The organism is Cobetia sp. 2AS (assembly GCF_029846355.1).
GTDB classification, from domain to species: domain Bacteria; phylum Pseudomonadota; class Gammaproteobacteria; order Pseudomonadales; family Halomonadaceae; genus Cobetia; species Cobetia amphilecti.
In genome coordinates, this window is sequence record NZ_JARWKQ010000001.1 from 815,162 (window position 1) to 840,102 (window position 24,941).

Sequence of the window (24,941 nt, forward strand, 5' to 3'; positions counted from 1 at the left end):
GCAGGATGCCAAGCTGATCATCGTCTGCCAGTGTTTCGATCTTGCCCGCGGTCAGCCGCGGGTTTTTTGTAACGTCATCGCTGGATGGTTGAGACGCTGACCGCAAACTGACGAGCGAGATCTTGTTCGTAATGCTGGGAGGAGCTGCTTAGGAAGTCGGCATGAATTTTCAGTATCGTTGTCTCTTGATTGTGCAGCTTGATACCCATGATGCCTTTTCTGTATGGATTGCTTGATGGGCATGCGAGAGGCTAATAAAGGATAGATTCGTTGTAAGAATCGATCATCCGGCACCTTATAGTGAGTTATTGATGGGGTATGCTGAATATTTTGCCCTATACATTTAATGACAGTTGTCACATTGGTTGTTGAAGGCTGGGAAATGGCGGTATGCCACGGAAAGATGAAGGGAACTTTCTGTCGATGATGTTGTATTGACTCGGCTGGCTCGCGCTATATTTTATGTAAAGTCAGTGGTCGCACCACCAATGAGGTGAAGCGGTAGGGCTGTTGTTGAGCCCTAATATCTGTGCTAGCTTATATTCGTGGCCTGCCATGAGGCTCAATCACAGCATGTGACTGGTCATTGGTAGATTTTTATTTATCGCATTATCTGTTTGATTTAGGAGACTGCCATGAATAGTGATATCGCCGAAGGTAAGTGGAAGCAACTCAAAGGTAAGGTCCGCGAAGGTTGGGGAGAGCTTACAGATGAAGATGTCGACGAAATTGCGGGTCGCAAGGAGCACTTTGTCGGAAAGGTTCAAGAGCGTTATGGCATGAACAAAGAAGACGCTGAAAAGGAATGGAATAAACTGTCCGATTCGTAAAGCTTTTTTAATATATATTTCCATGTTACCGATGCTTGCGCTTTGCAGGCATCGGTTTTTTGTGTCTGAGCTCCAGCAACAAGAGCAGCACGCATGGTATACAGGGTTTTAGAACATTCTCTCGAGAATACTTGGGATGGCTATTCGATAGCCGAGGCGCTGTCGAGAATGGTCATTCCATTTCTCGACGCACCTTGCGTAGCTCAGTATTACTGACATTCTTGGAGACTGCCCCTTGGAGAAGTACTGGCGTGTCAAGCCATTGATATTCTCCTTGGTCCCTCGCCAGGTGGGGCTATAGAGGGCATAGCAATACATTTACTGTCAAAGCCCTTTGCACATCTTCGTGATTGGCGACCTCCGAGTCGTATCCAAGGTCATCGTCTGGGTGTGCCACGACGAGGCTCCAGCAACCGATGCATCGGCTGTTGCGTCAGTTCTACTGTGGTCCTGAGCCGTCGTGCTGCCAGAGATAGTCGCCAGGGTCGTGTTATCGAAAGGCGGCTATTGACTCCCTGGTGGCACACGTCAAAGCCAACGTGATATGGCTGTATTCTTCATCATGCGCCTGCTGCATGCTTGCGTGATCCGCGGTATGGTCGGCCAATGATTATCCAATGTGGGGTGGAATGCCTTGATGAGATGTTGAGCATTGAGCCCCGTTAGGGAGTGAGCATGAAGAAGTCCGAGGACATATCCTCATCCAAGCGTGTCACCATCACTGAAGTTGCCAAGGAGGCCAACGTCTCGATTGCGGCGGTCTCTCGGGCAATGAATCCTGAAGGCAGCAGCTCCCCCGAGATGCGTAGCCGGATCCTGGCGGTAGCCGAGCGAATGGGGTACAAGCCGAATCGTCTGGCACGAGGCATCAAGTCGCAATCCAGCCTGATCGGGATTCTCGTGACCAATTTCGAGAACCCTGTCTACCTGGCGATTCTCAGCGAATTTTCTGCTGCGATTCAGCGGCATAACTGCCACACCTTGTTGATCAACGTGAATACCGAGAAAAGCATCTCGGAGGCTGTCTCGTTGGTGATGGAATATCATGTCGATGCCTTGATCGTCACTTCTGCATCGGTGCCGCCGGAGTTGGTCGAGGCCTGTGCGAAGCAGAATACGCCTGTGGCCATATTCGGGCGTGATGGAGAAGATTCCGGCGCCTGTGTGGTGACCTGTGACGATGTCGAGATGGGGCGCATGGCAGCAGATCATCTCATTGATCTCGGTTATCGTCGGCTGGCTTATGTGGGGGCGTCGACCAAGGAGCAGGCCACGCTGGATAGAAAGCGTGGCTTCATCGAGCGGCTGGAGCAGCGCGGGCTGACCTTGCATGGCGTGGGGGAAGGGCATCGCCACAGCTACGATGCGGGTTATGAAGCCACCTGTGAGTTGTTCGCAGAGGCGGAGGTCATTCCTGATAGCATCTTCTACTTTGACGATATCATGGCATGTGGCGGCATGGACGCCATACGTCATGAGTTCTCGCACCGCATACCACAGGATATCGGTATCGTCGGGGTGGATGACATTCGCTTTGCCTCAAGCAAATCCTATGATCTGACGACGATCTGCCAGCCATTCACGGAAATGGTCAACAAGACGGTGTCGTTGTTGTTCGCGCGCATCAAGCAAGGTGGCATGGCGCCCAGTCGGGTCATCATGCCGTGTCAGATCACGCAACGCGGGTCGACTCGTCACGTCAACTGACACGCGCACTGCAGAACGCTTGATAGTTTTCTCGTGAAATCTTCTCTGGTGGCGGAGCAGCACTCTCTTGGTAGTCCGCCTGGAATACTGGCGATTCGTTGGCACATCGGTGGATTTTCGTTCTTTCTCGTCCCTTGGTCTAAATGGCTTTGAAAACATTTTCAAAGCCGGTTTGGCTGCGCTAGGCTGCTTGATATGCAGCGTACCAAAGCCAAGGAAAAGCCCCTGTGGTACGCGATAGAACAATAACGCCATCCACGCCTGAAGCCGAGACGCCCAATGACTCAGCAGACACCGCCCTCACTCGATCACCCTTCAAGCTCACAGCAGACAGCGGAACACCAGTCGAGCACTTTGGCCCCCAAAGTGCTGCGCATGGGGATGATCGGGGGAGGCGTTCAGTCTTTCATCGGTCAGGTCCATCGTGCGGCGGCGCAGATGGATGGACGGTATCGTGTCGTCGCCGGTGCGCTGTCATCGAATCCCGAGCGTGCTCGCCAGCAGGCGGAACAACTCAACATCGCACGTGGTTATGGCGATGGTGAATCACTGCTACGCGAGGAAGCTGCCCGCGAAGATGGTGCTGAGGTGATCGCCATTCTCACGCCCAACGATAGTCACTTCGTCCTGGCCAAGCTGGCTCTGGAGCTGGGCTTTCATGTCGTCTGTGAAAAGCCGCTGGTCAATGATCCGGCTCAGGCTCGCGAGCTTGAAGCGATTGCCGAGCGGGCAGGGCTGCGCTTCTGCATGGCCTATGGCTATACCGGTTATCCCATGGTGCGTCAGGCACGCGCCATGATCGAGAATGGCGAGCTCGGTGAAATCCGTCAGCTGCAGTGTGACTACGTTCAGGGGCACCTGGCCTGCCTGACGGATGCGGAAAAGGCAGGCCACGACTGGCATATGGACCCCGCCATCGCGGGGGAGTCGATGATACTCAATGATATCGCCACCCACGCCTTTCATATGCTCGAGTATGTTTCCGGGCTTGAGACCAGTGAATTGAGTGCCGATGTCACGGCCAGCGTGGCCGGACGCGAAGCGCACGATAATGCCAACGTAATGTTGCGCTATGGCAATGGTGCCCGCGGCCTGATGTGGATTACCCAGGCGGCTGCCGGCGCCGAGCATGGCCTGAGCTTCCGGATCTTCGGCAGTCTCGGGGGGCTCGAATGGCATCAGGAAACCCCCAATCAGCTCCTGTTCCGCCGTCTTGATGGCGCTCCTGTGCTGCTCTCCAAAGGGGCAGCGGGACTTCATGAAGCCTCCACGCGCATCTCTCGTGTGGCCTTTGGACATCCCGAAGGTTATCGCGAAGCCTTTTCTTCCCTGTATAGCGACCTCCATGAGGACATCACTGCCTGCCAGCAGGGGACTGAGCCGCACCCATTGGCCTGCTGGTATCCCGACCTGCGCAGTGGTGTGCGTGGTGTCGAGTTCGCCGCCACCGCGCTCGACTCCAGTCGACGAAATGGCGATTGGGTGTCTCTCCCATCACGGCGGACAGTCAATTGACGCGCTGATTCGGCTGTGGAATTGAGATAGCCAATGCCACTTCATTCAGGAATGACGCAATGACGGGCCGCCCTCGAGGCAGCCGGTGCGGATTCTGCTACGCCATTGTTCGGTCAATTACGTTGTAAGGAGTACGGGATGAACAGGAAAGGGGTCGACGATCTGCGCAGTAATCGCTGGTTCAAGCAGGATGATCTGCGCTCTTTCGGGCATCGCTCTCGCGTCAAGCAGATGGGTTACTGGGGAGAGGAGTTCGTCGGCAAGCCGGTGATCGCCATCATCAATACCTGGAACGACCTCAATACCTGCCATTCTCACTTTCCTGAGCGGGTCAAGGATATCAAGCGTGGTATCACGGCAGCGGGGGGCTTTGCTGTCGAACTGCCTGCCATGTCATTGGGTGAGCAATTGATGAAACCCAGCGCCATGATGTATCGCAACATGCTGGCCATGGAAGTCGAGGAATTGCTTCGCAGCTACCCCGTGGATGGCGCCGTGGTCATGGGCGGGTGTGACAAGACCACGCCGGGCGTGCTCATGGGCGCGATCTCCATGAATCTGCCGACCATCTATGTCCCCGCTGGTGCCATGCTGCGCGGCAATTACCGTGGTCAGGTGTTGGGGAGCGGTACGGATGTCTGGAAGTACTGGGATGAGCGACGTATCGGCAACGTCAGTCAGAGTGACTGGAACGAGATCGAGAATGGGATTGCCCGCTCTCCGGGCACTTGCATGACCATGGGCACGGCGGCAACGCTGATGTCGATCGGTGAATCGCTGGGCATGAGCCTGCCGGGGGCCTCAAGCATCCCCGCGGTGGACGCCAATCACAACCGTATGTGCTACGCCAGCGGCAAGCGAGCGGTGGAAATGGTCTGGGAAGATCTCAAGCCGACCGATGTCATGAGCGAGGCCTCCTTTGATAACGCGATTGCTGTCGACATGGCGATCGGTGGCTCGACCAACGCCATCATCCACATCGTGGCCATGGCACGTCGTCTCGGAATCACGCTGCCGATGGAGCGCTTCAACGAGATATCGCGTCGTGTGCCGCTGGTGCTGAACCTCAAGCCTTCCGGCGAATATCTGATGGAAGACTTCTTCTATGCCGGAGGGCTTCCGGCATTGATGACGAACATCGGCAGTGAGCTGAAGCTCTCCGCCATGACCGTGACCGGCCGCACCCTCGGCGACAACATCGAGGGCGCCAAGGTCTGGCGCCCGGAAGTCATTCTCCCGCTGGACACGCCGGTCAATGCCTCGGGCGGGACTGCCGTACTGACCGGCAGCCTGGCGCCGAAGGGGGCCATCATCAAGCCGACCGCGGCGGACCCTCGTCTGCATGTCCATCAAGGGCCTGCCTATGTGTTCGAGAATATCGCCGACCTCAAGGCGCGTATCGATGATGAAGACCTCCCGGTCACGGCTGACAGCATCATCGTGCTCAAGAATGGCGGACCGGTGGGCGGCCCCGGCATGCCGGAGTGGGGCATGATGCCGATTCCGGCCAAGCTGCTGAAACAGGGCGTGCGCGACATGCTGCGTATCTCCGACTCGCGCATGAGTGGCACCAGCTACGGGAGCTGCATTCTGCATGTGGCGCCGGAAGCCGCCGTCGGCGGCCCGTTGGCCATCGTCAAGACCGGCGACATCATCGCCGTGGATGTCCCCAATCGGCGGCTGGACCTGATGGTCGATGAGGAGGAGATCCAACGTCGACTGGCAGATTGGCAGCCGCCCAAGGACCGGCACCCTCATGGCTATGCCTCTCTCTACAAATCGCATGTCACCCAGGCAGATGAAGGCTGTGACTTCGACTTTGCCAATGGTGCCCCTGGCAGTACTCCTGAGCCCGATATCTATTGAGCGCCGCTGCCTGAAGCAGGGAGATAAGGTCGAGGGTATCGGGGGCAGAGAGATAGAAGGTGTAAGCCCGCAGGGGTATCCACGCATGTGCCATAGCCATCGTCGACGGGAGTCCAGGAAATGGCGGAAATCGAACTGTTGATAGAGAGCCGGGCGGAATTGGGTGAATCCCCGGTCTGGGATGCCAGTCGCAACAGCCTGTTATGGGCGGACCTTTATGCCCCGGCGATCGAGCGCTACTGCCTGAGTGATGGCAAGCGAGAGCGTCGCGTGCTGCCAGAGACCTTGGGTGCCTTCGGGCGCTGTGCCGATGGGCGTTTGATCGTTGCCATGCGTTCGGGTATCCATCTGCTCGATTTCGAGTCGGGTGCACTGGAGTTCCTGGCCTGCCCACCCGGTGAGCCGTTGGCTGGCACGCGCTTCAATGACGGCAAGGTCGCACCGAATGGACAGTTCGTGATCGGCACCATGGATGAAGCGAGCCGCTCCCGGCCGTTGGGGCATTTCTACTCGGTCACGCCTGAGCGCGAGACGCATTGTCTGCAGTCAGGCCTCATTGTCGCCAATGGACTGGCCTGGAGTGCTGATGGACGGCGCATGCATTTTGCGGATACGCGGCGCGACACGATCCATGTCGCGGACTACTGCCCGGAAAATGGTGTCATGGGAACGCCGCGAGTGTTTGCCGAGACCCAGCCTGCACTGCACGGTCGCCCCGACGGTGGGGCGATGGATATGGCGGGAGGCTACTGGAGTGCAGGTGTCTTTGGCGGAGTCCTCAATTATTGGGATGCCCAGGGACGTCTGGCGCGCCAGGTCCGCCTGCCATGTCCCGGCCCGACCATGCCGTGCTTTGGCGGGGCCGATATGACAACGCTTTACGTGACCACCTTGCGCAAGGGCATGAGCCCTGAGGCACTGGCCGCAGCCCCCTTGTCTGGCAGTGTCTTCGCGCTGGAGGTCGAGGTGCCGGGTGTCCCCATCGCCACCTTTGCCTCTCGCTCTCCAGCATCACCCGACGTGCTGAATGGAGAACGCTCACCCTCCCTGGACACGACCCGTGAACCTCACGCGTGACTGACCTTGTGACTGCTCTTGTGCCCCGTCCCTTGTGACCTCCACCGTTGATGAATTCCAGAGGGAGACCCCATGCGCCTCAATCGCCTCAAGCAACGCATTGCCCAAAAAGAGGGCGTCGTGAATGGCTGGCTCTCCATGCCGTGTGCCTTCTCGGCAGAGATCATGGCCCATCAGGGCTGGGACAGCCTGACCATCGACATGCAGCACGGGGTGATCGATTACAGCGATCTGCTGCCGATGCTGACGGCCATCTCCACCACTGACACCGTCCCGCTTGTCCGAGTGCCAAGCCTGGAGCCGGGGTTGATCATGAAGGTGCTGGATGCGGGGGCCTATGGCGTGATCGCGCCTTTGATCAACACGGCCGATGACGCCAGGGCACTGGTGGCCGCCTGTCGTTATCCCCCGCTGGGGATGCGCAGCTTCGGCCCTCATCGCGCCATGCTGTATGGCGGAGCGGATTATGCGAAGCATGCCAATGACGAGATGCTGGTGCTGGGCATGATCGAGACCCGCGAAGGCGTGGCGAACCTGGAAGAGATTCTGGCCGTGGAGGGGCTGGATGGCATCTATATCGGCCCTGCGGATCTGGCGTTGTCACACGGGCACACACCTGGGTTTGATCACGGTGATGGCCCCATGGATATCTTGATCGACGAGATTGTCGCACGGGCTCGGCAGCACGGCAGCGTCATCGGCATTCACAACGGCAGTGCCGCGCATGCGCGACGGATGTTGGCGCGTGGCTGTGATCTGGTCACGGTCGGAGCCGATACACGTCTGTTGATGGCAGGGGCACAGGCAGTACTGAAGGACATGGAGCGCAGCGCGAATCATTGTGAAGGCTATTGAATGCACCTGGCCGTGGCAGTCGTTCGCCTGAGCCAGCGATACGCTATCAGAGGAGAGGCAAAATGAATCAGTTCGCACGTTATCCCAGCCTGGAAGGCCGGCATGTCTTCATCAGTGGCGGCGCCAGCGGCATCGGCGCGACCTTGGTAGAGCATTTCTGTGAGCAGCAGGCGCGAGTGAGTTTCATCGATATCGATGATGCCTCAGGCGAGGCCCTGGCGGCGCGTCTGACCGATCAGGGAGGAGAGGTGCATTACCGACATTGCGATGTGACTGACATCCAGCAGCTGCGCACGGTCATCGAGGCTGCAGCAGATGAGTGGGGGCCGATAGGGGCCCTGGTCAACAATGCCGCGCGTGATACCCGGGTACCGCTCACGGAGCTGGATGTCGAGACATGGGATGACCTTCAGGCCACCAATCTTCGCCATGTGGTGTTTGCCTGTCAGGCAGTCTTTGCCGGGATGCAGGCGGCGGGCGGCGGGTCGATCATCAATTTCAGCTCGCCCAGCTTCCTGCGTCGCTCGCGGGACATCTCGGCCTATTCGAGCGCAAAGGCGGCCACCATCGGTCTGACGCGCACCTTGTCGCGTGACATGGGAGATGCGGGGATTCGCGTCAATACCGTGCTGCCGGGGTGGATCATTACCGAGCGTCAGAAGGCGCTGTGGTGGAATCCCGAGCTGGAGAAGCAGGTATTGGAAAATCAGAGCCTGCACCAGCGGGTACAGCCCGAGGATGTGGCTCGGATGGTGTTGTTCCTGGCAGCGGATGACAGTCGCATGATGACGGCCCAGACCTATATTGTGGATGGTGGCCTCGTCTAGCCATGCTGAAGTGGTCATGGCGTTTTCGCAGAGCGTTTTGGGAGGCTGCGTTTTGCATGCATCACTCCCCATGAAGCGCTTTTCGTGCCAGCGCCACTGGCAACGAGATGGCGGCTTTCGCCGGAGTGGTATCGAGTGCTCCTTGGGATGATCAATAGGATAAGGGTGATCGAAGCGACAGTTTTATAGGCTGCTTCAATCATGCCAAGACATCCTTATTGAACTTTGATCCAAGGAAAGCACTTTTTTTGAAAATGAGGGTGAAAACGTTTTCAAGCGCTGCTAGTGTCTTTTCAAACGGCGAAGAATTCAGCGCTGACCATCATTTTCCTACGTCATCATCACTGAGCTTCAGGTGCGGATTTTTCGACCTGAATGCACACAATAAAACAACGCCATATGCTCGTCGGGAGAGAGGAATGAAAACGATAAAATTGACCGTCTCCGAAGCCATCGCCAGATACCTGGCGGCGCAGAAGATTGAACTCGATGGCAGTGTCGAGACCTTGTTCGGTTGCGGGTTCGCCATCTTTGGCCACGGTAACGTGACCTGTCTGGGGCAGCAGCTGCACAACATCCAGGACACGATCCCGATCTGGCGCGGCCAGAATGAGCAGTCCATGGCGGTTGCCGCCGTTGCCTACGCCAAGGCCAACAAGCGCCAGCGCATCGGGATCGCCAGCACCTCCATCGGGCCGGGTGCCACCAACATGATCACGGCTGCGGGTATCGCGCACACCAACCGCCTTCCGTTGCTGATGTTCGCCGGCGATGCCCATGTCTCACGCCTGCCAGACCCGGTGCTGCAGCAGGTCGAGCATGCCCATCAACCAGGCCTGAGCGTCAATGATGCCTTCAAGCCCGTCACTCGCTATTGGGATCGCATCACTCATCCCGCACAGATCATGCAGTCCTTGCCGACAGCGATCGCGACGCTGACGGACCCCGCCAATTGCGGGCCGGTCATGATTTCATTGCCACAGGATATTCAGGGCGTTGCCTATGACTATCCAGAGGCACTCTTCGAAGAATGCATCCATCATATTCGTCGTCCGGAAGCCGATACGCGTGCTGTACAGGATGCCATTTCCCTGCTGGAAAAGGCGGAGAAGCCGCTGATCATCGCTGGCGGTGGCGTTCATTATTCCGAAGCCAATCAGTTGCTGGCCGACTTTGCACAACGTCGTAATATTCCGGTGGTCGAGACGATTGCGGGCCGTTCTTCGCTGCTGCAATCCCACCCCTGCAATATCGGCCCGATTGGTGTGACTGGCTCGAATTCCGCCAATGCCATGGCGGCACAATGTGATGTGCTGGTGGCCATTGGCACACGCCTGCAGGACTTCACCACCGGATCCTGGTCGGTGTTTCGTAATCCAGCGCTGAAGATCGTGTCAGTCAACGTGGCGCATATGGATGCCATCAAGCATCGCGCCATGGCGGTCATCGGCGATGCTCGCCACACGCTGGAGCGTCTTGATTCCGGGTTGGGTGAATGGCAAGCCGATCAGCGCTGGCTGGAAAAGGGCCAGGCTGAGGTCGCCGAGTGGAAATCCCTGTGCGCCAACCGTGGCGAGATCATGCCCGGCGAGATGGCGTCCTACGCCCAGGTCATTGCCAGCGTCAATGCGGTGCAGGAACCCGGCGATACCGTGCTGACTGCCGCCGGTGGCTTGCCGGCAGAGCTCAACATGAACTGGCAGAGCAAGCAGCTCGGCAAGTTCGATATCGAGTTCGGCTTCTCCTGCATGGGATATGAAGTGGCGGGCGGCTGGGGCGCCAAGATCGCCAATCCCGACAACGAGGTCGTGGTCCTGGTCGGCGATGGCTCCTACATGATGATGAATTCCGACATCTACAGCTCGGTGCTGACGGGCCACAAGATGATCGTGCTGGTGTGTGACAACGCCGGGTTTGCGGTCATCAACAAGCTGCAGAACAACAGTGGCAATCCGTCCTTCAACAACATGCTGGCCGATTGTCGCAGCCAGGCCGATGAGCTGGTACGCGTCGACTTCCTCAAGCATGCCCAGTCGCAAGGTGCCTATGGTGAGCACCTGAGTGACATCAGTGATTTCCGGGCCGCCTACCAGCGCGCCAAGGAGAGCCCGCGGACCTACGTCATCGTGGTGGATATCGATTCCAGCAAGTGGTCTTCCTGTGACTGCTGGTGGGATGTGGGGCTACCCGAAGTCGTCCGCGAGGACGTGGATGAAGCGCAGGTCACCGCCATGAATGCCGGCCGTGTCCATCAGCGTCGCGGGCTCTGATTCTGCGTGAGGCCTGGCGCACACCGCAACGGGCCTCATGAACACGCTTGGAATGACAACGCCAATTACCAGCACCCATGCATTTGCAGGAGAACCCTGATGTTCAATGAAGAACACAATATCGCACCGCTGCGCTGGGCCATGGTCGGTGGTGGCCGTGGCAGTGAAATCGGCCACGCCCATCGTGCTGCTGCCCATCGTGACAACTTGTTTCAGCTGGTCGCCGGTGCCTTCGATCTCGACGCTGAACGCGGGCGTGAATTCGGCACCAACCTGGGACTCGATCCAGAGCGTTGCTACCCGGATTACGCCAGCCTGTTCGAGGCCGAAGCTGCTCGCGAGGACGGCATTCAGGCGGTCAGCATCGCCACGCCCAACAGCACCCACCATGCCATCAGCCTGGCAGCGCTCAAGGCCGGTCTGCATGTGATCTGCGAAAAGCCGGTGACCTTCACGGTTGCCGAGGCCGAGGAGCTCAAGGCCGAAGCACAGGCGCGCGGTCTGGTCTTCGGTGTCATGTATGGCTATAGCGGCTATCAGATGCTGCACCAGGCACGTGCCATGGTGCAGTCGGGTGAGCTGGGGCAGATCCGCATGGTCAACATGCAATTCGCTCATGGCTTCCATAGCCAGCCGGTGGAGCAGGTCAGCAGCGGCGCCAAGTGGCGTACCAGTCCTGCCGTTTCCGGGCCGACTTATGTGCTGGGGGATCTCGGGACGCACATCTTCTATGCCGGCCAGTTCATCACCGGACTCAAGGTCGAACGCCTGATGTGCCACCGCCAGAGTTTCGTGGCCTCGCGTGCGCCGCTGGAAGACAACGCCCAGGTGTTGCTCCAGTACCAGAACGGCGCGGTGGGGTCGCTGTGGGCCAGCGCCGTGAACGCGGGTTCCATGCACCAACAGAAGATTCGCGTGGTGGGAGAGAAGGCCAGTATCGAGTGGTGGGATGAGTATCCCAACCAGTTGCGCCTGGAAGTGCAGGGCGAGCCGGCCCGCATTCTCGAGCGTGGCATGGGCTATCTCGCCGAAGGCGACAGCGCCGTGAATAGCAATCGCATCGGCGGCGGGCATGCCGAAGGCTTCTTCGAGTCCTGGGCCAATGTCTATCACCGCTATGCACTCGCCATGCAGGGCGCCGAAGCGCGCCGTGATGGCAGAAGTACTCAGCATCTCGGTCTGTCAGAGCAGGAGTTGGAGTCGCTCTGGTTCCCCAATATCGACGCCGGTATCGAAGGTGTGCGGTTGCTGGAGTGCTGTGTGGAATCGTCTGACAACGAGAATCGCTGGGTCGCGTTCTGACCTGACTGCCGGCATCTGGAGCGCCTCACTCTGACGTTATCGCCGCCATGGATTGGTGGTTTCTGTGAGGTCGCTTCGCCATTGCGCCACTGACGATGGTTATTTCAAAAGACAACGACAACACCAAAGAGAAGGACATCCTCATGCAAATCAAGCTTTCCAACGCACCGTGTTCCTGGGGTATCGAGTTTGCCGACAATCCCGCCAACCCCAGCTGGCAGACCGTACTGGATGAGATCGCCGGTGCCGGCTTCAAGGCGACGGAGCTGGGTCCGCTCAACTATCTGCCGACCGAGCAGGCAGCACTGGCGTCCGCGTTGGACAGCCGAGGGCTCGAGCTGATCGCCGGTACCATCTTCAAGCATCTACATGACGCGTCACGTCGTCAGGAAATCCTGGATTACACCCGCGCGACCTGTGAAGTGCTCAAGCCGCAGCAGGGCAACTATATGGTCATCATCGATCACGTCAGCTCGCCGCGCACCGATGAGGCTGGCCAGCAGGAAACCGCGACACGTCTCAATGATGAGCAATGGAACGAGATGATGGTCACTATCCGCCAAGTGGCTGAAATCTGTCAGGAATATGACGTGATGCCGGTGCTTCACCCGCATGCCGGCACCTATATCGAGTATCGTGATGAAGTCGATCGCGCCATGAAAGAGCTGGACTCTGACCTGGTCAAGCTGTGCATCGACACTGGCCATTGCACCTATGCCGGGATCGACCCCGCCGAGCTGATTCGCACCTATGGCAAGCGCGTCGCCTATATCCACTTCAAGGATATTCAGGCGCCGGTGCTGGAAAACGTGGTGAAGGATGGCATCGACTTCTATACCGCCATCGGCCAGGGCGTGTTCTGCCCGCTGGGCCAGGGCTGTGTCGACTTTGACGCGGTCCGCGAGAGCCTGGAATCCATCGGCTATCAAGGCTGGATCACCGTCGAGCAGGACGTGGACCCGACCAAGGACAACAGCGCGCTGGAAAATGCCCGCGAAAGTCGTGAATTCATTGAACGCAGCATTCTTGAAAAGGGCCTGGCGGAAGCCTGATCCGCATGAAGCCCTGTCGTCATCACGCCAGAAGACGGCAGGGCACGGAAGGTACAGCAATGACTTGTCTCGATAGCGTGGTGCTCAGATGCCACGAGCACTCGAGCCACATCTGCCTCAGCAGTTCTCGTAATACTATAACAATCGATCACGAGAGGTCGTCATGCCCACTTCACACCCCGGTAGCGACACCGCTATCCCCTCAGCATCAACCGATTCCTCCTCACCCGACAATCAAGAAAAGTTGACGCCAGCGCAGCTTGTCTTCCTGATCAAGATCATTCTAGTGGCCGCCCTGGGTGGCCTGCTGTTCGGTTATGACACCGGCGTCATCTCCGGGGCCATCGGGCCCATCGCGCAGTATTTTGATCTGTCCGCGGCCGAGAAGGGCTGGGCAGTCTCATCTGTCGTCATCGGCTGTATCGGTGGCGCACTCATCGCCGGACGCCTGTCCATTGCCTATGGGCGCAAGGCCGTCTTCATGCTGTCAGCGTTGATGTTCACGGCGTCAGCACTAGGCTCCGGTCTGGCGAGCACCTTCGATGCCTATATCTGGTGGCGCATTCTCGGCGGGATTGCCGTCGGCATGGCCAGTGTCATGGCACCGATGTATATCTCCGAGATGTCACCCGGGTATATGCGTGGGCGCACCGTCAGTCTGTTCCAGCAATCCGTGGTCTTTGGCCAGATGGTGGTGTTCTTCGTGAACTACTTCATTGCCAAGGGCATGGCGGAAACCTGGATCCTGAATCACGGCTGGCGCTGGATGCTGGGGTCTGAAGCGATCATTTCCATTCTGTTTGCGGTGCTGATTCCTTTCGTGCCGGAATCTCCACGTTGGTTGGTGCTGAAAGGGCGCCTGGACGATGCCCGCCGAGTCCTGGCGCGCTTCTATCATGGCGACGCCATTGAACGCACGCTGGGGGAGATCCAGAAATCCTTCCAGCACAATGAGAGCAAGCGTCACGCGTCGCTGCGTACCAAGGGGATGCTGGGGCTGGTGGCCATCGGGATATTCATCGCGGCTGCTCAGCAACTGACTGGCATCAATGTGGTGATGTACTACGCCCCGGATGTGTTGTCCGCCGTCACTTCCAGCAATGAAGATGCCCTGTTCCAGACCTCCATCATGGGGGTGACCTTCGTCGCCGGTAACCTGTTGGGCATGCTCTTGATCGACAAGGTCGGCCGTCGTCCGCTGTTGATTGCGGGGAGCCTGGGCAGCATCGTCGGCATGACTTTCCTGGGTGTCGTGATCGGCAATGGCGAACCGGGCATCAGCGCCTTGATCGCCCTGATCGTCTATGTCGTCTCGTTTGCCATCTCCTGGGGGTGTGTCTGCTGGACACTGGTCTCCGAGATATTCCCCAATGCCATTCGCGCACGAGCCATGTCACTGGCCGTGGCGGCGCAGTGGCTGCTGGGCTTCATCGTCACTCAGACCTTCCCGATGATGCGCCAGAGCGACTTCCTCAATGAACTCGTCGGTGGTGGATTCAGCTTCTGGCTCTACGCTGTCCTGACCTTCATCAGCTTGATGATCGTGCTGCGCTACGTGCCGGAAACCAAGGGCAAGACATTGGAGGAGCTCGAGAACATCACAGGCACTCGCTTGAGCAAGCGTCGCCGTCGTCTTGCTCGTCAGGGCTTGCCACTGACCGCTGAGTAAACCAGGAGCGCTCTGGACTGTTCATCAAGCCGTCGTTATCTACTCCCGCTGGCAATCTTCACGTGCTGGCGGGAGCATGTCTTGCACCGGGCACTATCGTTCTGCCCCGATACCGATGGCATGATCAAAGGACACCAAGCCACAGCCAGAGGACACATGGATGAAGCATAACGTCGCGCGGTATGGCCTTATATTGAATACAGAACGGTTCGAGGAGTGTGTCGCTTTCTATCAAGGTCTTTTCGAACTGCCGCTGATGTTCAGCAAGGAAGATGGCAGTTTCAGGCTGACCTGCCTGTCTTATGGGGCGGGCTATCTGATGATCGAGCAGGGTGGGAAAGCCATTGAAGGCGGCAAGACACCAGAACAAGGTAGCGCCAAGCTACGCTTCAATGTCAGGGATATCGATCAGGCATTGGCAGATGTCAAAGCCTGGGGTATCGACGCCGAAATTGAAGAGACACCATGGGGCAGGACCATACATCTGCATGATCCCGACGGTAACCGGGTGGGGATTCGGGATGAGTCCGGGTTCGAGTTACAGGTCTCGAAATGAGAGCCTAACCCATTTGCACGATATCTTCTGAGAAGGCGAATCGTGTTCGCGTGTTTCTGGCCTCAAACACTTGCCCCTTGCGAGCCATCGCAAAATGATGGCAGGCAAGGGGCAGGTGTTACGACAAGTCAGTCTTGCGATGGCGAGGGTAGAGTATCAACTGCTGGCATTGGCGCTTGCGAGCTCCCGGCGGCGCTTACTTAGACGTGTACCAGTAATATCTTCCAATTCTTCCAGCGTCTTGCCTTTGGTCTCGGGCACATAGCGCATCACGATCAGCATGCTGAGCAAAATCAAGACGGCATATAGCCAGAAACTGAAGCCAGTGCCGAAGGCCGAGTTGAGGAACTCACTCTGACGTAGCATGGGGAAGGATTGGGTGACCACAAACCCCATGAACCATTGAGCCGCCAGAGCGATGGCCATTGCACGGCCGCGGATGGCATTGGGGAAGATTTCTGACAGTAGCGTCCAGCATACGCAGCCCCAAGAGACAGCAAAGGAAACGACATAGACAATAAGCGCCAGTAGTGCGCCGTAGCCAATGGCATCGCGCGAAATGATCAGCCCTAGTGCGCACATACCGATCATGCTGCCAATGCTTCCCGCTATCAGCAGCGGACGGCGGCCGACCTTATCGATGAGTAGCATGCCCAGCAAATTCCCGCCCACGAAGGTCACACCCATGATGGAGGTTTGTAACAGCGCATCTTCACTGCTTGAAGTTACGGTGGAGAGGACTTCCGGCGCGTAATACATCACGACGTTGATTCCTGTCAGCTGCTGGGCGCAGGCCAAGAATGAGCCCAGCACCACTAAACCAAGCAGGCCACGCTCTTTGAGGCTGATGCGATTCTCCAGGGTGGCGTCACGATAGGAAGAGACGATTTCTTTCAGCGTGCTCTCGACACGAGAGGCAGGGGTAAATTTGGCCAACACTCCGCGTGCTTGCTCGTGTCGTCCACGGAGGACCAACCAGCGAGGTGATTCGGGAATGAACATCAACAGAATGGCAAACAACAGGGCGGGCAAGGCTTCTGATCCCAGCATCCAGCGCCAGCCATGCTCAATGATCCAGGCCTCTGCCATGCCCTTGGCAATGAAGTAATTCACGAAGAAAACGACCATCTGACCAAAGACGATCGATTGCTGGAACAGGCTGACAGTGCGGCCTCGCAGGTGGCCTGGTGACATTTCTGATATGTACATCGGGGCGACGACACTTGCCAGGCCGACGGCCATACCACCGATGACTCGCCAGATACTGTAAACGGTGAAGTCCGTAGCTGTCGCTGAGCCAATGGCAGACAGGAAAAAGAGGATGGCAGCAATCAGGAAGGCCATACGCCTTCCGAATCGAATAGAGACCCAGCCTGCACAGATGGCGCCGCCGATACAGCCGATAACCACAGACGATACGGCCCAACCTTTCTCTGCTGGTGCTAATTGGAAGTAATCCGTGATGGGACCGATAGCACCTGAGATGACGCCGGTGTCATACCCGAATAGCAGTCCCCCTAGGGTTGCAATCAGCGTGATACGAATCAGATAGCCCAGTTGTCCTTTGGTCAGCCCCTGATGTTCGGAGCCGGTCTTGTGATGTGTCGATCCTGACGTGACTGGCATGCATGTCCTCCAGCGTCATGCTTGTGCAAGACGCGGTTGGCCAGGGTTCCGGCGGGTTGGCGTGGCCGGTCCTGATATTGTTCTGTTCTGAGGATGGACGTCTTGACGTTCTTGGCCCATGCGGGCCTATCCATCCTGATAAGACCGGAGCCAGCCATAAGGCTGACTCCGATATAGTGGGCACTATGAAGTTAGATTGCGGTAGCGGGGGCGAATTGCTCGCGGAGCGCTGTAACGCTCAGTGACAACTGATGTTCAAGCTTGGTGAGGTAGTCGCCCTCTTTGACAGGAGTGAAGGGGTCAGGGCCCATAGCTGGCGCCTCGATGATAATCGGCCCTGGATAACCCATTTCAGCCAGTTGTTCGAATTGTGGCTGCAGGGCGCTGTGGCCTTGGCCAATTCCGCCTCGATTGGAATCTGCGACGTGGTAAAGGCCGAGCTGCTGGCCGGTCTGCGCCAGTGCCTTCACAGGGTCGGCTTCCTCGATGTTCATGTGATAAGCGTCCAGCAACACTTTCAGCTGATCGCTGCCGACATCCTTGATCAGTTGGCGGCATTGCTCCCCAGTATTGATCAGGTGAGATTCGTAGCGGTTGAGCACTTCGAAAACCAAAGGTACCTGCCGCTCTGCAGCATAGGCACAGATTGGCCTGAGGAATTCAACGAGATAGCCGTATTCAGTGGCATGATCGCTACCTGCGGAGGGGCGGATGCGTCCCACCAACCCATGGAGTGATACTCGAGCACCGCCAATTGCATGCGCAAAATCAATAAGATCTCGGTAATACTTATCAGCGGCTTCCCGATCTGATGCATCCGGAGATGCCGGATCACAGTCACCCGGCGTCAGGGAAAAGACTTGCAGGTTGTGCTTCTGGCACAAGCCCAGTACATACTCGGGAGTAAAGCTTTCCAAGTCTCCGTGCAGCTCGACACCGTCAAACCCCAAGCGCGAGACGCGCTCAAAGGTATTTTCCAGAGAGATCGGGCCGAAAGTCCAAGTGCAGACACCTAGTTTCATGAATGACTCCATTGATCGCTATTGTTGTTGAAGGAAGTGAGTGCCCCCTGCCAGGATTAGATGTATGGCAGGGGGAGACATCAAAGTGTTGGCATCGTGAAGTGGCTTGTCTGCTCGCTTCTGAGTCCATCCGGCCAGCGAGTCGTTACGGCCTTCATGCGGGTATAGAAACGCACACCATCCGGGCCGTGCATGTGAAGCGGACCAAAGAGTGAGCGCTTCCAGCCGCCAAAGCTATGGAATGCCATCGGCACAGGTATGGGGACGTTTACGCCGACCATGCCGACCTGAATACGGGTGGTGTATTGGCGGGCAGCATCACCGTCGCGAGTGAAGATGGCCGTGCCATTGCCATACTCGTGGGCATTGATGAGGGAAATCGCCTCGTCGAGTGATTCCTGGCGAACCAGACACAAAACCGGCCCGAAAATTTCTTCGGCATAGATGCGCATATCTGGGCGCACATGATCAAAGAGGGTAGCGCCCACGAAATAGCCGTTCTCGTGCCCGGGAACCTTGATGTCACGGCCATCCACGACCAGCTCCGCACCTTGCTCGACACCGCTGTCGATGAACTCGATGACCTTGTCGGCATGCACGCGCGAGATCAGCGGTCCCATGTCATTTTCTTGCCCCTCGACTTCGCCGGGGCCAACTCGCAGGGTGGCCATCCGCTCGAGGATCTTGTCACGCAGTCGCTGAGCGGTTTGCTCACCGATCGGTACTGCTACGGAGATCGCCATGCAGCGCTCACCAGCACTGCCGTACGCCGCTCCCATCAGAGCGTCTGCGGCCTGATCCAGATCGGCATCCGGCATCACGACCATATGATTCTTCGCCCCCCCCAGGGCCTGAACACGCTTGCCATGTGCAGAAGCTGTGGAATAGATGTATTCGGCGATCGGGGTGGAACCGACAAAGGAAACGGCCTCGACCCGCTCATCGGTCAGCAGGACATCGACGGCTTCCTTGTCCCCATTGACGACGTTGAATACGCCCGGCGGCAGTCCGGCTTCTGTCAGCAGTTCTGCCATGCGCAGCGGAGCAGAGGGATCTTTCTCCGAAGGCTTCATGATGAAGGTATTGCCGGTTGCCAGGGCAATGGGGAACATCCACATCGGTACCATGGCCGGGAAGTTGAATGGGGCGATGCCTGCGCAGACACCTAGCGGTTGCATCAGAGAGTGGCTGTCTACGCCGGTACCGACGTTAAGAGAGTGTTCACCTTTTTGAAGGTGAGGCATGCCACAGGCGAATTCGACGACTTCCATGCCGCGAGTCACCTCACCGAGCGCATCCGAATGCACTTTGCCGTGCTCACGCGAAATCAGTGTGGCGAGTTCGTCGCTATGCTTTTCCAGCAGTGCCTTGAAGCGGAACAGGATGCGTGAGCGCTTGAGGGCTGAGGTGTTGGACCAGCCGGGGAAGGCGGCGCTGGCGGCAGCAATGGCGGAGCGGGTTTCCTCGGCACTGGCCAGTGACACACTTGCGGACTGCTCGCCCGTGGCCGGGTTGTAGACTGGTGCATTACGACCGCTGTCGCCGGGTTGCGTTTGACCATTGATGAAGTGATGTAACTGTTGCATGAACGTGTCCTCGTGGAGAGTGGTATTGGCGCTGACTCAAGCGAAGTGATCTGAGTCGTGCGGGCTGTCTATGCAGCCTAGTGGCCTAGAGCCGGCTCCCTCCGTGCGCAGAGGAATAAGAACCGTTCTATTTGTTGAGCGCGGTTGCCACATCATCCCGGCCCAAATATTTCGGATAACTTTGAAATGGCAGATGAATCAGGCGTTGATCAGCTCTGCCTCGCGTGCGAGATGAGCCAGATTGTCGTGACCGAGCGTTGCGTAGGTCAGCGGGTCGGCGACGGCAGGGTCTTGCTCGGCCTCTACAACTAGCCAGCGATCATCGTGCTGACCATATCCCTGACGCTTCAGCTCGGCGAAAAGCGCGGCAAAGTCGACACCGCCGTCTCCCGGCACGGTGAAAACGCCATCCAGTACGGCATCCAGGAAGGACTTGTCACGGTTGATCGCGTTGTCCATCAGTGCCATACGGATGTCCTTGCAGTGGACGTGGGTAATGCGGTTGCCATGCTTGCGTGCCACAGCGACGGGATCGCCACCGGCATAGGTCAGGTGACCGGCATCCAGCAACAGCTTCACCTGCTGGGTGGAGGCCATCAAACGGTCCACATCGGCTTCACTCTCGATGACGGTGCCCATGTGATGGTGATAAGCCATTTCCACGCCTTGAGACGCCATCTCTTTTGCGACTGCATCCAGGCCGGTTGTTAAACGCTCCCAATCGGCATCATTCATGACGGGGCGGCGTGAGACAGGAGTGTCTTGATCCCCATGTACACAGCGGCTGACTTCGCAATACACCATGACAGTAGCGCCACACGTCTTGAGCAGCTGAAGATGATCATTCAGGGCTTCCAGCTCTTCCTCGACGCTACGCTCCAGCAGACGGCTTGAGTACCAGCCAGATACCAGCGCCAGATCGTGAGCATTGAGCACCTTAGACAGGGCATCGGGTGTGCGAGGGAATTTGTTTCCTAGCTCGAAACCGGCAAAACCTGCTTGGCGGCCTTCGCTGAGACAGACTTCCAGCGGTGTGTCGGCACCGAGGCTCGGAAGGTCATCGTTGGTCCAGGTCAGCGGGTTGATGCCTAGGCGAATGCTCATGGCGGTATCCTTCTTCGAGATATTAAGAGTGCAGGGAGACACGGTGGCCTCCAACGGCATGGCGTAGCTTCAGGGCCGGAGAGACTGGCTGTCTGTTGTCGCCCGACCCTGTGAATGTCTTAGTGAGCTTGTTGCTGTTTTTGCGTCACATAGCCCTGGTAGGCGTCACGGACCTCAGTACGTTCGCTGACCTCGGGAATGGCGACCTCCCACCAGTGCCCGCCTTCCTGGGTGGAGGGCAACGGATCAGTGTCTAGCGCGATGACGTAGGTTGTCTCTGAGGCCCGGGCACGCTCGAGGGCGGCTTCCAGTTCGCCAATCCCTGTGACCTGTTCGGCCTGACAGCCCAGCGCACGAGCGTGTGCCGCAAAATCCACCTTGGGAGCGCCTTCCGGAACGGTGCGACAGTCCTTGAGCAGATTGTTGAAACCGGCACCGCCAGTCGCGTGTTGTAGGCGATTGATGCAGCCGTAGCCTCGGTTATCGAGCACGACGACGGTCAATTTGTGGCCCAGCATCACTGAGGTGGCCAGCTCGGAGTTCAGCATCAGGTAACTACCGTCTCCCACTACGACGGTCACATCACGCGATGGGTGGGCCATCTTTACGCCCATCCCGCCGGCCAGTTCATAGCCCATGCATGAGAAGCCATATTCCACGTGATAACTGCCGGGGACAGTGGCTGCCCATAGCTTGTGAAGCTCACCTGGCAAGCCACCGGCGGCACAGACTACGGTGGTGTCTTCTGTCGCTTGACGATTTACGGCACCGAGTACCTGAGCATCGGTTGGCAGCGAGAGTGCCTGGTTAGCCATCACGCTTTCCCTGATCGCTTCCCATTCCTGCTTGAGCCCGGATTGGCGTTGCACCCAGCTGTCTGGCGCGGTCCAGTCACCCAGCCCTGCCGTCAAGGCCTCAAGTCCCCGCAGGGCATCGCACTGCAGTTGCTGTGCGCCATGCTTGACGGCGTCGAAGCGACCGACATTGAGGCTGATGAGTGTTTGATCGGCGGCTTCAAAGAGCGTGCGAGAGCCGCTGGTAAAGTCTTGGAGTCGTGAACCGATGGCCAGAATGACATCTGCTTCACGTGCCAGCTGATTGGCGCTGGCCGCGCCCGTCACTCCAATCGCGCCCATATTGCGAGCGTGGCTCCAAGGCAGGGCACCTTTGCCTGCCTGTGTTTCGACCACGGGGATACCGTGTTGCTTGGCAAATGTGGATAGAGCATCGCACGCCTCGCTGTAGTGCACGCCACCGCCTGCAATCAAAAGTGGGCGCTTGGCTGAGCGGAGCGTGTCTAACGCCATCACAAGCTCTTCCTGAGCGACAGGAGCACGGCGGATACGATGGAGCTGGCGGTCAAAGAAATCGGTAGGCCAGTCGTATGCCAGCGTCTGGACGTCCTGTGGCAGACACAGGGTGGCAGGGCCGCAGTCCACGGGATCCAACAATGTGGCCAATGCTTGGGGAAGGCCGGTCAGCAACTGTTCCGGCCGTGTGATGCGATCAAAGAAGCGCGAAACAGGCCGGAAGCAATCATTGACGCTCAGGCCGGGGTCGTTGAAATGTTCGACCTGTTGAAGCACCGGGTCTGGTGCGCGGCTGGCGAAGGTGTCGCCTGGCAAGAACAGCACCGGTAATCGGTTGACATGGGCAAGCCCGGCAGAGGTCACCATGTTGGTGGCACCAGGTCCGATGGACGAGGTACACGCCATGATTCGGCGACGGTTGTTCGCCTTGGCATAGGCGATGGCAGCATTGGCCATGCCTTGTTCGTTATGAGCACGATAGGTGGGGAACGCATCACTTGCGGCGTGCAAGGCCTCGCCAAGGCCTGCCACATTGCCGTGGCCGAAGATGGCAAAGCAGCCACCGAACAAGGGGACTTCCTGTCCGTTTTGCTCGATATATTGCGCACTCAGGTATCGCACCAATGCCTGAGCGACTGTCAGGCGCACGGTACCCGGCGCTGCCGCTGAGTGAGAAACAGAGCTCATTGCAGGACTCCTTCTGCGAGCGTGGTGGCAGAACTGGCATCCTCTGCGTTGCAATAGGCATCACGCAGTTTCTGCCAATGGGTAATCAATTCGAGATAGTTGTCAGCGGCCTGTCGAGTCAGGGTCGCGTCATCGATAGTGCCCGAAAGCCAAGCTTGGCTGGGGGCGGTGAATAATGTACGGCCGACGGTGAACCCTTTGCAGATCGGGAAACGTGCTGCTTGCTCGAAACCACGCTTTACGTCTTCGATGGGGGCATCAAGTCCCAGAAGTACGACACCGTGACACCAGCTATCACGTGTACTGATGATTTGGCTCACCTTTTCCCAGCCTTGGGCTGAAAGAGCCGGAAGCTTCCACCAATCAGGACGAATGCCGAGGTTGTAGAGACGCTCCAGACTGCGCGGAATGGTGGTCTCGTCGCAGGTGGGGGCGTCTGCCTGACGTGGCGGAATCACTTCAATCAGCAGTTCATGTCCGGAAATGCAGCAGGCGTCATACAGCTGGCGCAAGCGGGCTTCTTGGTCAAGGCGCAGTGTGGCTTCGTCATCGGGGTGGTAGAACACCAGGCACTTCACGATGTGATGGCGCGGCCAGCGTCTCAGCTGGCTACCGATGTCATCGCCATGCTGGAAGCGAAGTGGGCGTGAGCTGGGGAGCTCGACCGGGCGGCCGACCCACCATTCCAGTTCAGCGGTGTCATTGAGTGCATCCTGGCCCAAGACATCATCACAGAGGATCGCCGGCCGTGCGATGCCGGCCTGCTGTGCTGCTGTGCGGGTGGCTTGTACCAGTAACTGCTTCAAGCGAGGCAGACGCTCGGGGTTACCCTCGACATCGCGTGCCATGTCCATGAATTGGCGGCGATGGTCGAATGCCAGTCCCAACACGCTGTCCCAGTGCGCTACACGACGGGTGGTGACGCGATGCAGGTGGGTTAGATGATCATCAAGATCCGGGCGAGGCACGGACTCGCGGCGGCTCAGATAATCGAACAGTTCCGCTTCTGTGGGCATGGCTGGTGCACACCCGTGACGGGACACCACCAAGGCGCCGCACGCGTTGGCGTAATGGCCGCAAGTTTCCCAACCTTCATCGCGCAGGTAGCCACGCAGGAAACCGCTCATGAAAGCATCGCCGGCACCGAGTACATTCATGACCTCGACCTTGACGCCTTCGACCAGAATGCCGTCTTCCAGTTGTTGCGGGATCTCTTCTTCGAAGATGACGCAGCCACGCGCCCCTATCTTGCACACGAGCACTGCCTCGCTATGACGGCGAACTTCACGCAGCGCTTCTAGCGTGTCGGTACTGTTGCCGGCAATGTGAAACTCTTCTTCCGTGCCGACGATCAGGTCAAAGTCGCCAAGCCAACGTGCCATGTGCTGGCTTACGCTTTCATCCGCGACGAACCGAGTCTCGCCATCGCCAATGCTGGTCAGCCCCCAGAGTACTGGCCGGTAGTCGATGTCCAAGACACGCTTTACACCAGCGTTTCGTGCAGCATCCAGTGCCTTGCGAGCAGCGCGCTGCGTACGCGGTGTAGAGAGATGAGTGCCGGTGATGGCTAAGGCACGTGCTCGGGAGATAAATGCCGGATCGACATCATCTGCATCAATGGCCATGTCAGCACAGTCGTTACGAACAAAGAGTAGGGGGAACTGGTCTTTGTCCTTGATGCCGAGGAGCACCAGGCCCGTCAGGCGTTCAGGATCGCGGATTAAGTGGCTGACATCACAACCGGCCGAGGTGAGCTCTTCGCGCAGAAATTCCCCCATCTGCTCGTTCCCAACTCGAGCTAGCATCGAGGATTTGAGTCCAAGGCGTGCCGTACCATACGCCATATTGCCGGAGCTCCCGCCCAGGTATTTCTTGAAGCTGGTGGCGTCCTCGAGACGCGCACCGATCTGTTCAGCGTAGAGGTCAACGGCGACGCGGCCGAGGCAAATGACATCCAGATCCGGTGAGTGAGGAGAGTGGCGCGTCATGGGCATATCCCTTAATGGGCCGGTGTTACCCGGCATTGACAATAATCGATGTAGATCGAGGTATCGGGGGGAGCCCCGTAGTGCTTATTGAT

At 58.0% G+C, this 24,941-nt stretch carries 18 protein-coding genes; 12 read left to right on the top strand and 6 right to left on the bottom strand.

What is annotated here, in order from left to right; genetic code table 11:
- Nucleotides 1-635: 635 nt before the first annotated feature.
- The 12 genes from QD356_RS03490 (at nt 636) to QD356_RS03545 (ending at nt 15,526) form a co-directional block, all read left to right on the top strand.
- Entirely contained in the window at nt 636-830 is a 195-nt protein-coding gene (locus QD356_RS03490; protein WP_043334054.1) for a CsbD family protein, read from the top strand.
- Between the two features lie 675 nt (nt 831-1,505).
- Nucleotides 1,506-2,537, top strand: a complete 1,032-nt coding sequence (locus tag QD356_RS03495; RefSeq protein ID WP_054555839.1) for a LacI family DNA-binding transcriptional regulator — start codon at nt 1,506-1,508, stop codon at nt 2,535-2,537.
- Between the two features lie 279 nt (nt 2,538-2,816).
- Nucleotides 2,817-4,052 (top strand): Gfo/Idh/MocA family oxidoreductase, encoded by a 1,236-nt coding sequence (locus tag QD356_RS03500; protein WP_192837991.1) that lies wholly within the window; start codon nt 2,817-2,819, stop codon nt 4,050-4,052.
- A 138-nt stretch (nt 4,053-4,190) separates the two neighbouring features.
- Complete coding sequence (gene araD / locus QD356_RS03505; protein ID WP_107335098.1) at nt 4,191-5,918, top strand: L-arabinonate dehydratase; 1,728 nt, start codon at nt 4,191-4,193, stop codon at nt 5,916-5,918.
- Nucleotides 5,919-6,038: 120 nt separating this feature from the next.
- Entirely contained in the window at nt 6,039-6,995 is a 957-nt protein-coding gene (locus QD356_RS03510; RefSeq protein ID WP_192837992.1) for an SMP-30/gluconolactonase/LRE family protein, read from the top strand.
- Between the two features lie 72 nt (nt 6,996-7,067).
- Entirely contained in the window at nt 7,068-7,850 is a 783-nt protein-coding gene (locus QD356_RS03515; protein ID WP_107335096.1) for an aldolase/citrate lyase family protein, read from the top strand.
- A gap of 62 nt (nt 7,851-7,912) precedes the next feature.
- Nucleotides 7,913-8,677, top strand: a complete 765-nt coding sequence (locus QD356_RS03520; protein ID WP_192837993.1) for an SDR family oxidoreductase — start codon at nt 7,913-7,915, stop codon at nt 8,675-8,677.
- Nucleotides 8,678-9,096: 419 nt separating this feature from the next.
- Nucleotides 9,097-10,947: a 3D-(3,5/4)-trihydroxycyclohexane-1,2-dione acylhydrolase (decyclizing) gene (gene iolD / locus QD356_RS03525; protein WP_192837994.1), complete on the top strand. Its 1,851-nt coding sequence runs from the start codon at nt 9,097-9,099 to the stop codon at nt 10,945-10,947.
- 99 nt (nt 10,948-11,046) lie between these two features.
- A complete protein-coding gene (locus QD356_RS03530) occupies nt 11,047-12,249 on the top strand; it encodes a Gfo/Idh/MocA family oxidoreductase (protein ID WP_054555846.1) in 1,203 nt (400 codons plus the stop codon).
- A 143-nt stretch (nt 12,250-12,392) separates the two neighbouring features.
- Nucleotides 12,393-13,301, top strand: a complete 909-nt coding sequence (locus QD356_RS03535) for a TIM barrel protein (protein ID WP_107335093.1) — start codon at nt 12,393-12,395, stop codon at nt 13,299-13,301.
- A 163-nt stretch (nt 13,302-13,464) separates the two neighbouring features.
- Nucleotides 13,465-14,970: a sugar porter family MFS transporter gene (locus QD356_RS03540; RefSeq protein WP_192837995.1), complete on the top strand. Its 1,506-nt coding sequence runs from the start codon at nt 13,465-13,467 to the stop codon at nt 14,968-14,970.
- 160 nt (nt 14,971-15,130) lie between these two features.
- The gene (locus QD356_RS03545) at nt 15,131-15,526 is read left to right on the top strand and encodes a VOC family protein (protein WP_192837996.1); all 396 of its coding nucleotides are present in this window, start codon (nt 15,131-15,133) and stop codon (nt 15,524-15,526) included.
- Between the two features lie 156 nt (nt 15,527-15,682).
- On the opposite strand, the gene QD356_RS03550 is transcribed toward QD356_RS03545, so the two are convergent.
- The 6 genes from QD356_RS03550 to iolC form a co-directional block, all read right to left on the bottom strand.
- Nucleotides 15,683-17,152, bottom strand: a complete 1,470-nt coding sequence (locus QD356_RS03550; RefSeq protein ID WP_192837997.1) for a sugar porter family MFS transporter — start codon at nt 17,150-17,152, stop codon at nt 15,683-15,685.
- A gap of 191 nt (nt 17,153-17,343) precedes the next feature.
- The gene (locus tag QD356_RS03555) at nt 17,344-18,174 is read right to left on the bottom strand and encodes a sugar phosphate isomerase/epimerase family protein (RefSeq protein ID WP_192837998.1); all 831 of its coding nucleotides are present in this window, start codon (nt 18,172-18,174) and stop codon (nt 17,344-17,346) included.
- A gap of 80 nt (nt 18,175-18,254) precedes the next feature.
- Entirely contained in the window at nt 18,255-19,760 is a 1,506-nt protein-coding gene (locus QD356_RS03560) for a CoA-acylating methylmalonate-semialdehyde dehydrogenase (protein WP_192837999.1), read from the bottom strand.
- A gap of 198 nt (nt 19,761-19,958) precedes the next feature.
- A complete protein-coding gene (iolE, locus tag QD356_RS03565) occupies nt 19,959-20,864 on the bottom strand; it encodes a myo-inosose-2 dehydratase (protein ID WP_192838000.1) in 906 nt (301 codons plus the stop codon).
- 119 nt (nt 20,865-20,983) lie between these two features.
- Nucleotides 20,984-22,861 carry a 3D-(3,5/4)-trihydroxycyclohexane-1,2-dione acylhydrolase (decyclizing) gene (gene iolD / locus QD356_RS03570; RefSeq protein WP_192838001.1) on the bottom strand — a complete coding sequence of 626 codons (1,878 nt, stop codon included), beginning with the start codon at nt 22,859-22,861 and terminating at the stop codon, nt 20,984-20,986.
- Nucleotides 22,858-24,849 (bottom strand): 5-dehydro-2-deoxygluconokinase, encoded by a 1,992-nt coding sequence (iolC, locus tag QD356_RS03575; RefSeq protein WP_192838002.1) that lies wholly within the window; start codon nt 24,847-24,849, stop codon nt 22,858-22,860. The genes iolD (QD356_RS03570) and iolC overlap by 4 nt, the downstream gene beginning before the upstream one ends.
- Between the last annotated feature and the right edge of the window lie 92 nt (nt 24,850-24,941).

Bases quoted from the DNA above. Each gene is read 5' to 3' on its own strand.
- QD356_RS03560 (WP_192837999.1), bottom strand. From the start codon at position 19,760: ATGCAACAGTTACATCACTTCATCAATGGTCAAACGCAACCCGGCGAC.
- QD356_RS03535 (WP_107335093.1), top strand. From the start codon at position 12,393: ATGCAAATCAAGCTTTCCAACGCACCGTGTTCCTGGGGTATCGAGTTT.
- QD356_RS03530 (WP_054555846.1), top strand. From the start codon at position 11,047: ATGTTCAATGAAGAACACAATATCGCACCGCTGCGCTGGGCCATGGTC.
- QD356_RS03550 (WP_192837997.1), bottom strand. From the start codon at position 17,152: ATGCCAGTCACGTCAGGATCGACACATCACAAGACCGGCTCCGAACAT.
- iolC (WP_192838002.1), bottom strand. From the start codon at position 24,849: ATGACGCGCCACTCTCCTCACTCACCGGATCTGGATGTCATTTGCCTC.
- QD356_RS03500 (WP_192837991.1), top strand. From the start codon at position 2,817: ATGACTCAGCAGACACCGCCCTCACTCGATCACCCTTCAAGCTCACAG.
- QD356_RS03515 (WP_107335096.1), top strand. From the start codon at position 7,068: ATGCGCCTCAATCGCCTCAAGCAACGCATTGCCCAAAAAGAGGGCGTC.
- QD356_RS03510 (WP_192837992.1), top strand. From the start codon at position 6,039: ATGGCGGAAATCGAACTGTTGATAGAGAGCCGGGCGGAATTGGGTGAA.
- QD356_RS03540 (WP_192837995.1), top strand. From the start codon at position 13,465: ATGCCCACTTCACACCCCGGTAGCGACACCGCTATCCCCTCAGCATCA.
- iolD (WP_192837994.1), top strand. From the start codon at position 9,097: ATGAAAACGATAAAATTGACCGTCTCCGAAGCCATCGCCAGATACCTG.
- QD356_RS03520 (WP_192837993.1), top strand. From the start codon at position 7,913: ATGAATCAGTTCGCACGTTATCCCAGCCTGGAAGGCCGGCATGTCTTC.
- araD (WP_107335098.1), top strand. From the start codon at position 4,191: ATGAACAGGAAAGGGGTCGACGATCTGCGCAGTAATCGCTGGTTCAAG.
- QD356_RS03545 (WP_192837996.1), top strand. From the start codon at position 15,131: ATGAAGCATAACGTCGCGCGGTATGGCCTTATATTGAATACAGAACGG.
- iolE (WP_192838000.1), bottom strand. From the start codon at position 20,864: ATGAGCATTCGCCTAGGCATCAACCCGCTGACCTGGACCAACGATGAC.
- QD356_RS03495 (WP_054555839.1), top strand. From the start codon at position 1,506: ATGAAGAAGTCCGAGGACATATCCTCATCCAAGCGTGTCACCATCACT.
- QD356_RS03490 (WP_043334054.1), top strand. From the start codon at position 636: ATGAATAGTGATATCGCCGAAGGTAAGTGGAAGCAACTCAAAGGTAAG.
- QD356_RS03555 (WP_192837998.1), bottom strand. From the start codon at position 18,174: ATGAAACTAGGTGTCTGCACTTGGACTTTCGGCCCGATCTCTCTGGAA.
- iolD (WP_192838001.1), bottom strand. From the start codon at position 22,861: ATGAGCTCTGTTTCTCACTCAGCGGCAGCGCCGGGTACCGTGCGCCTG.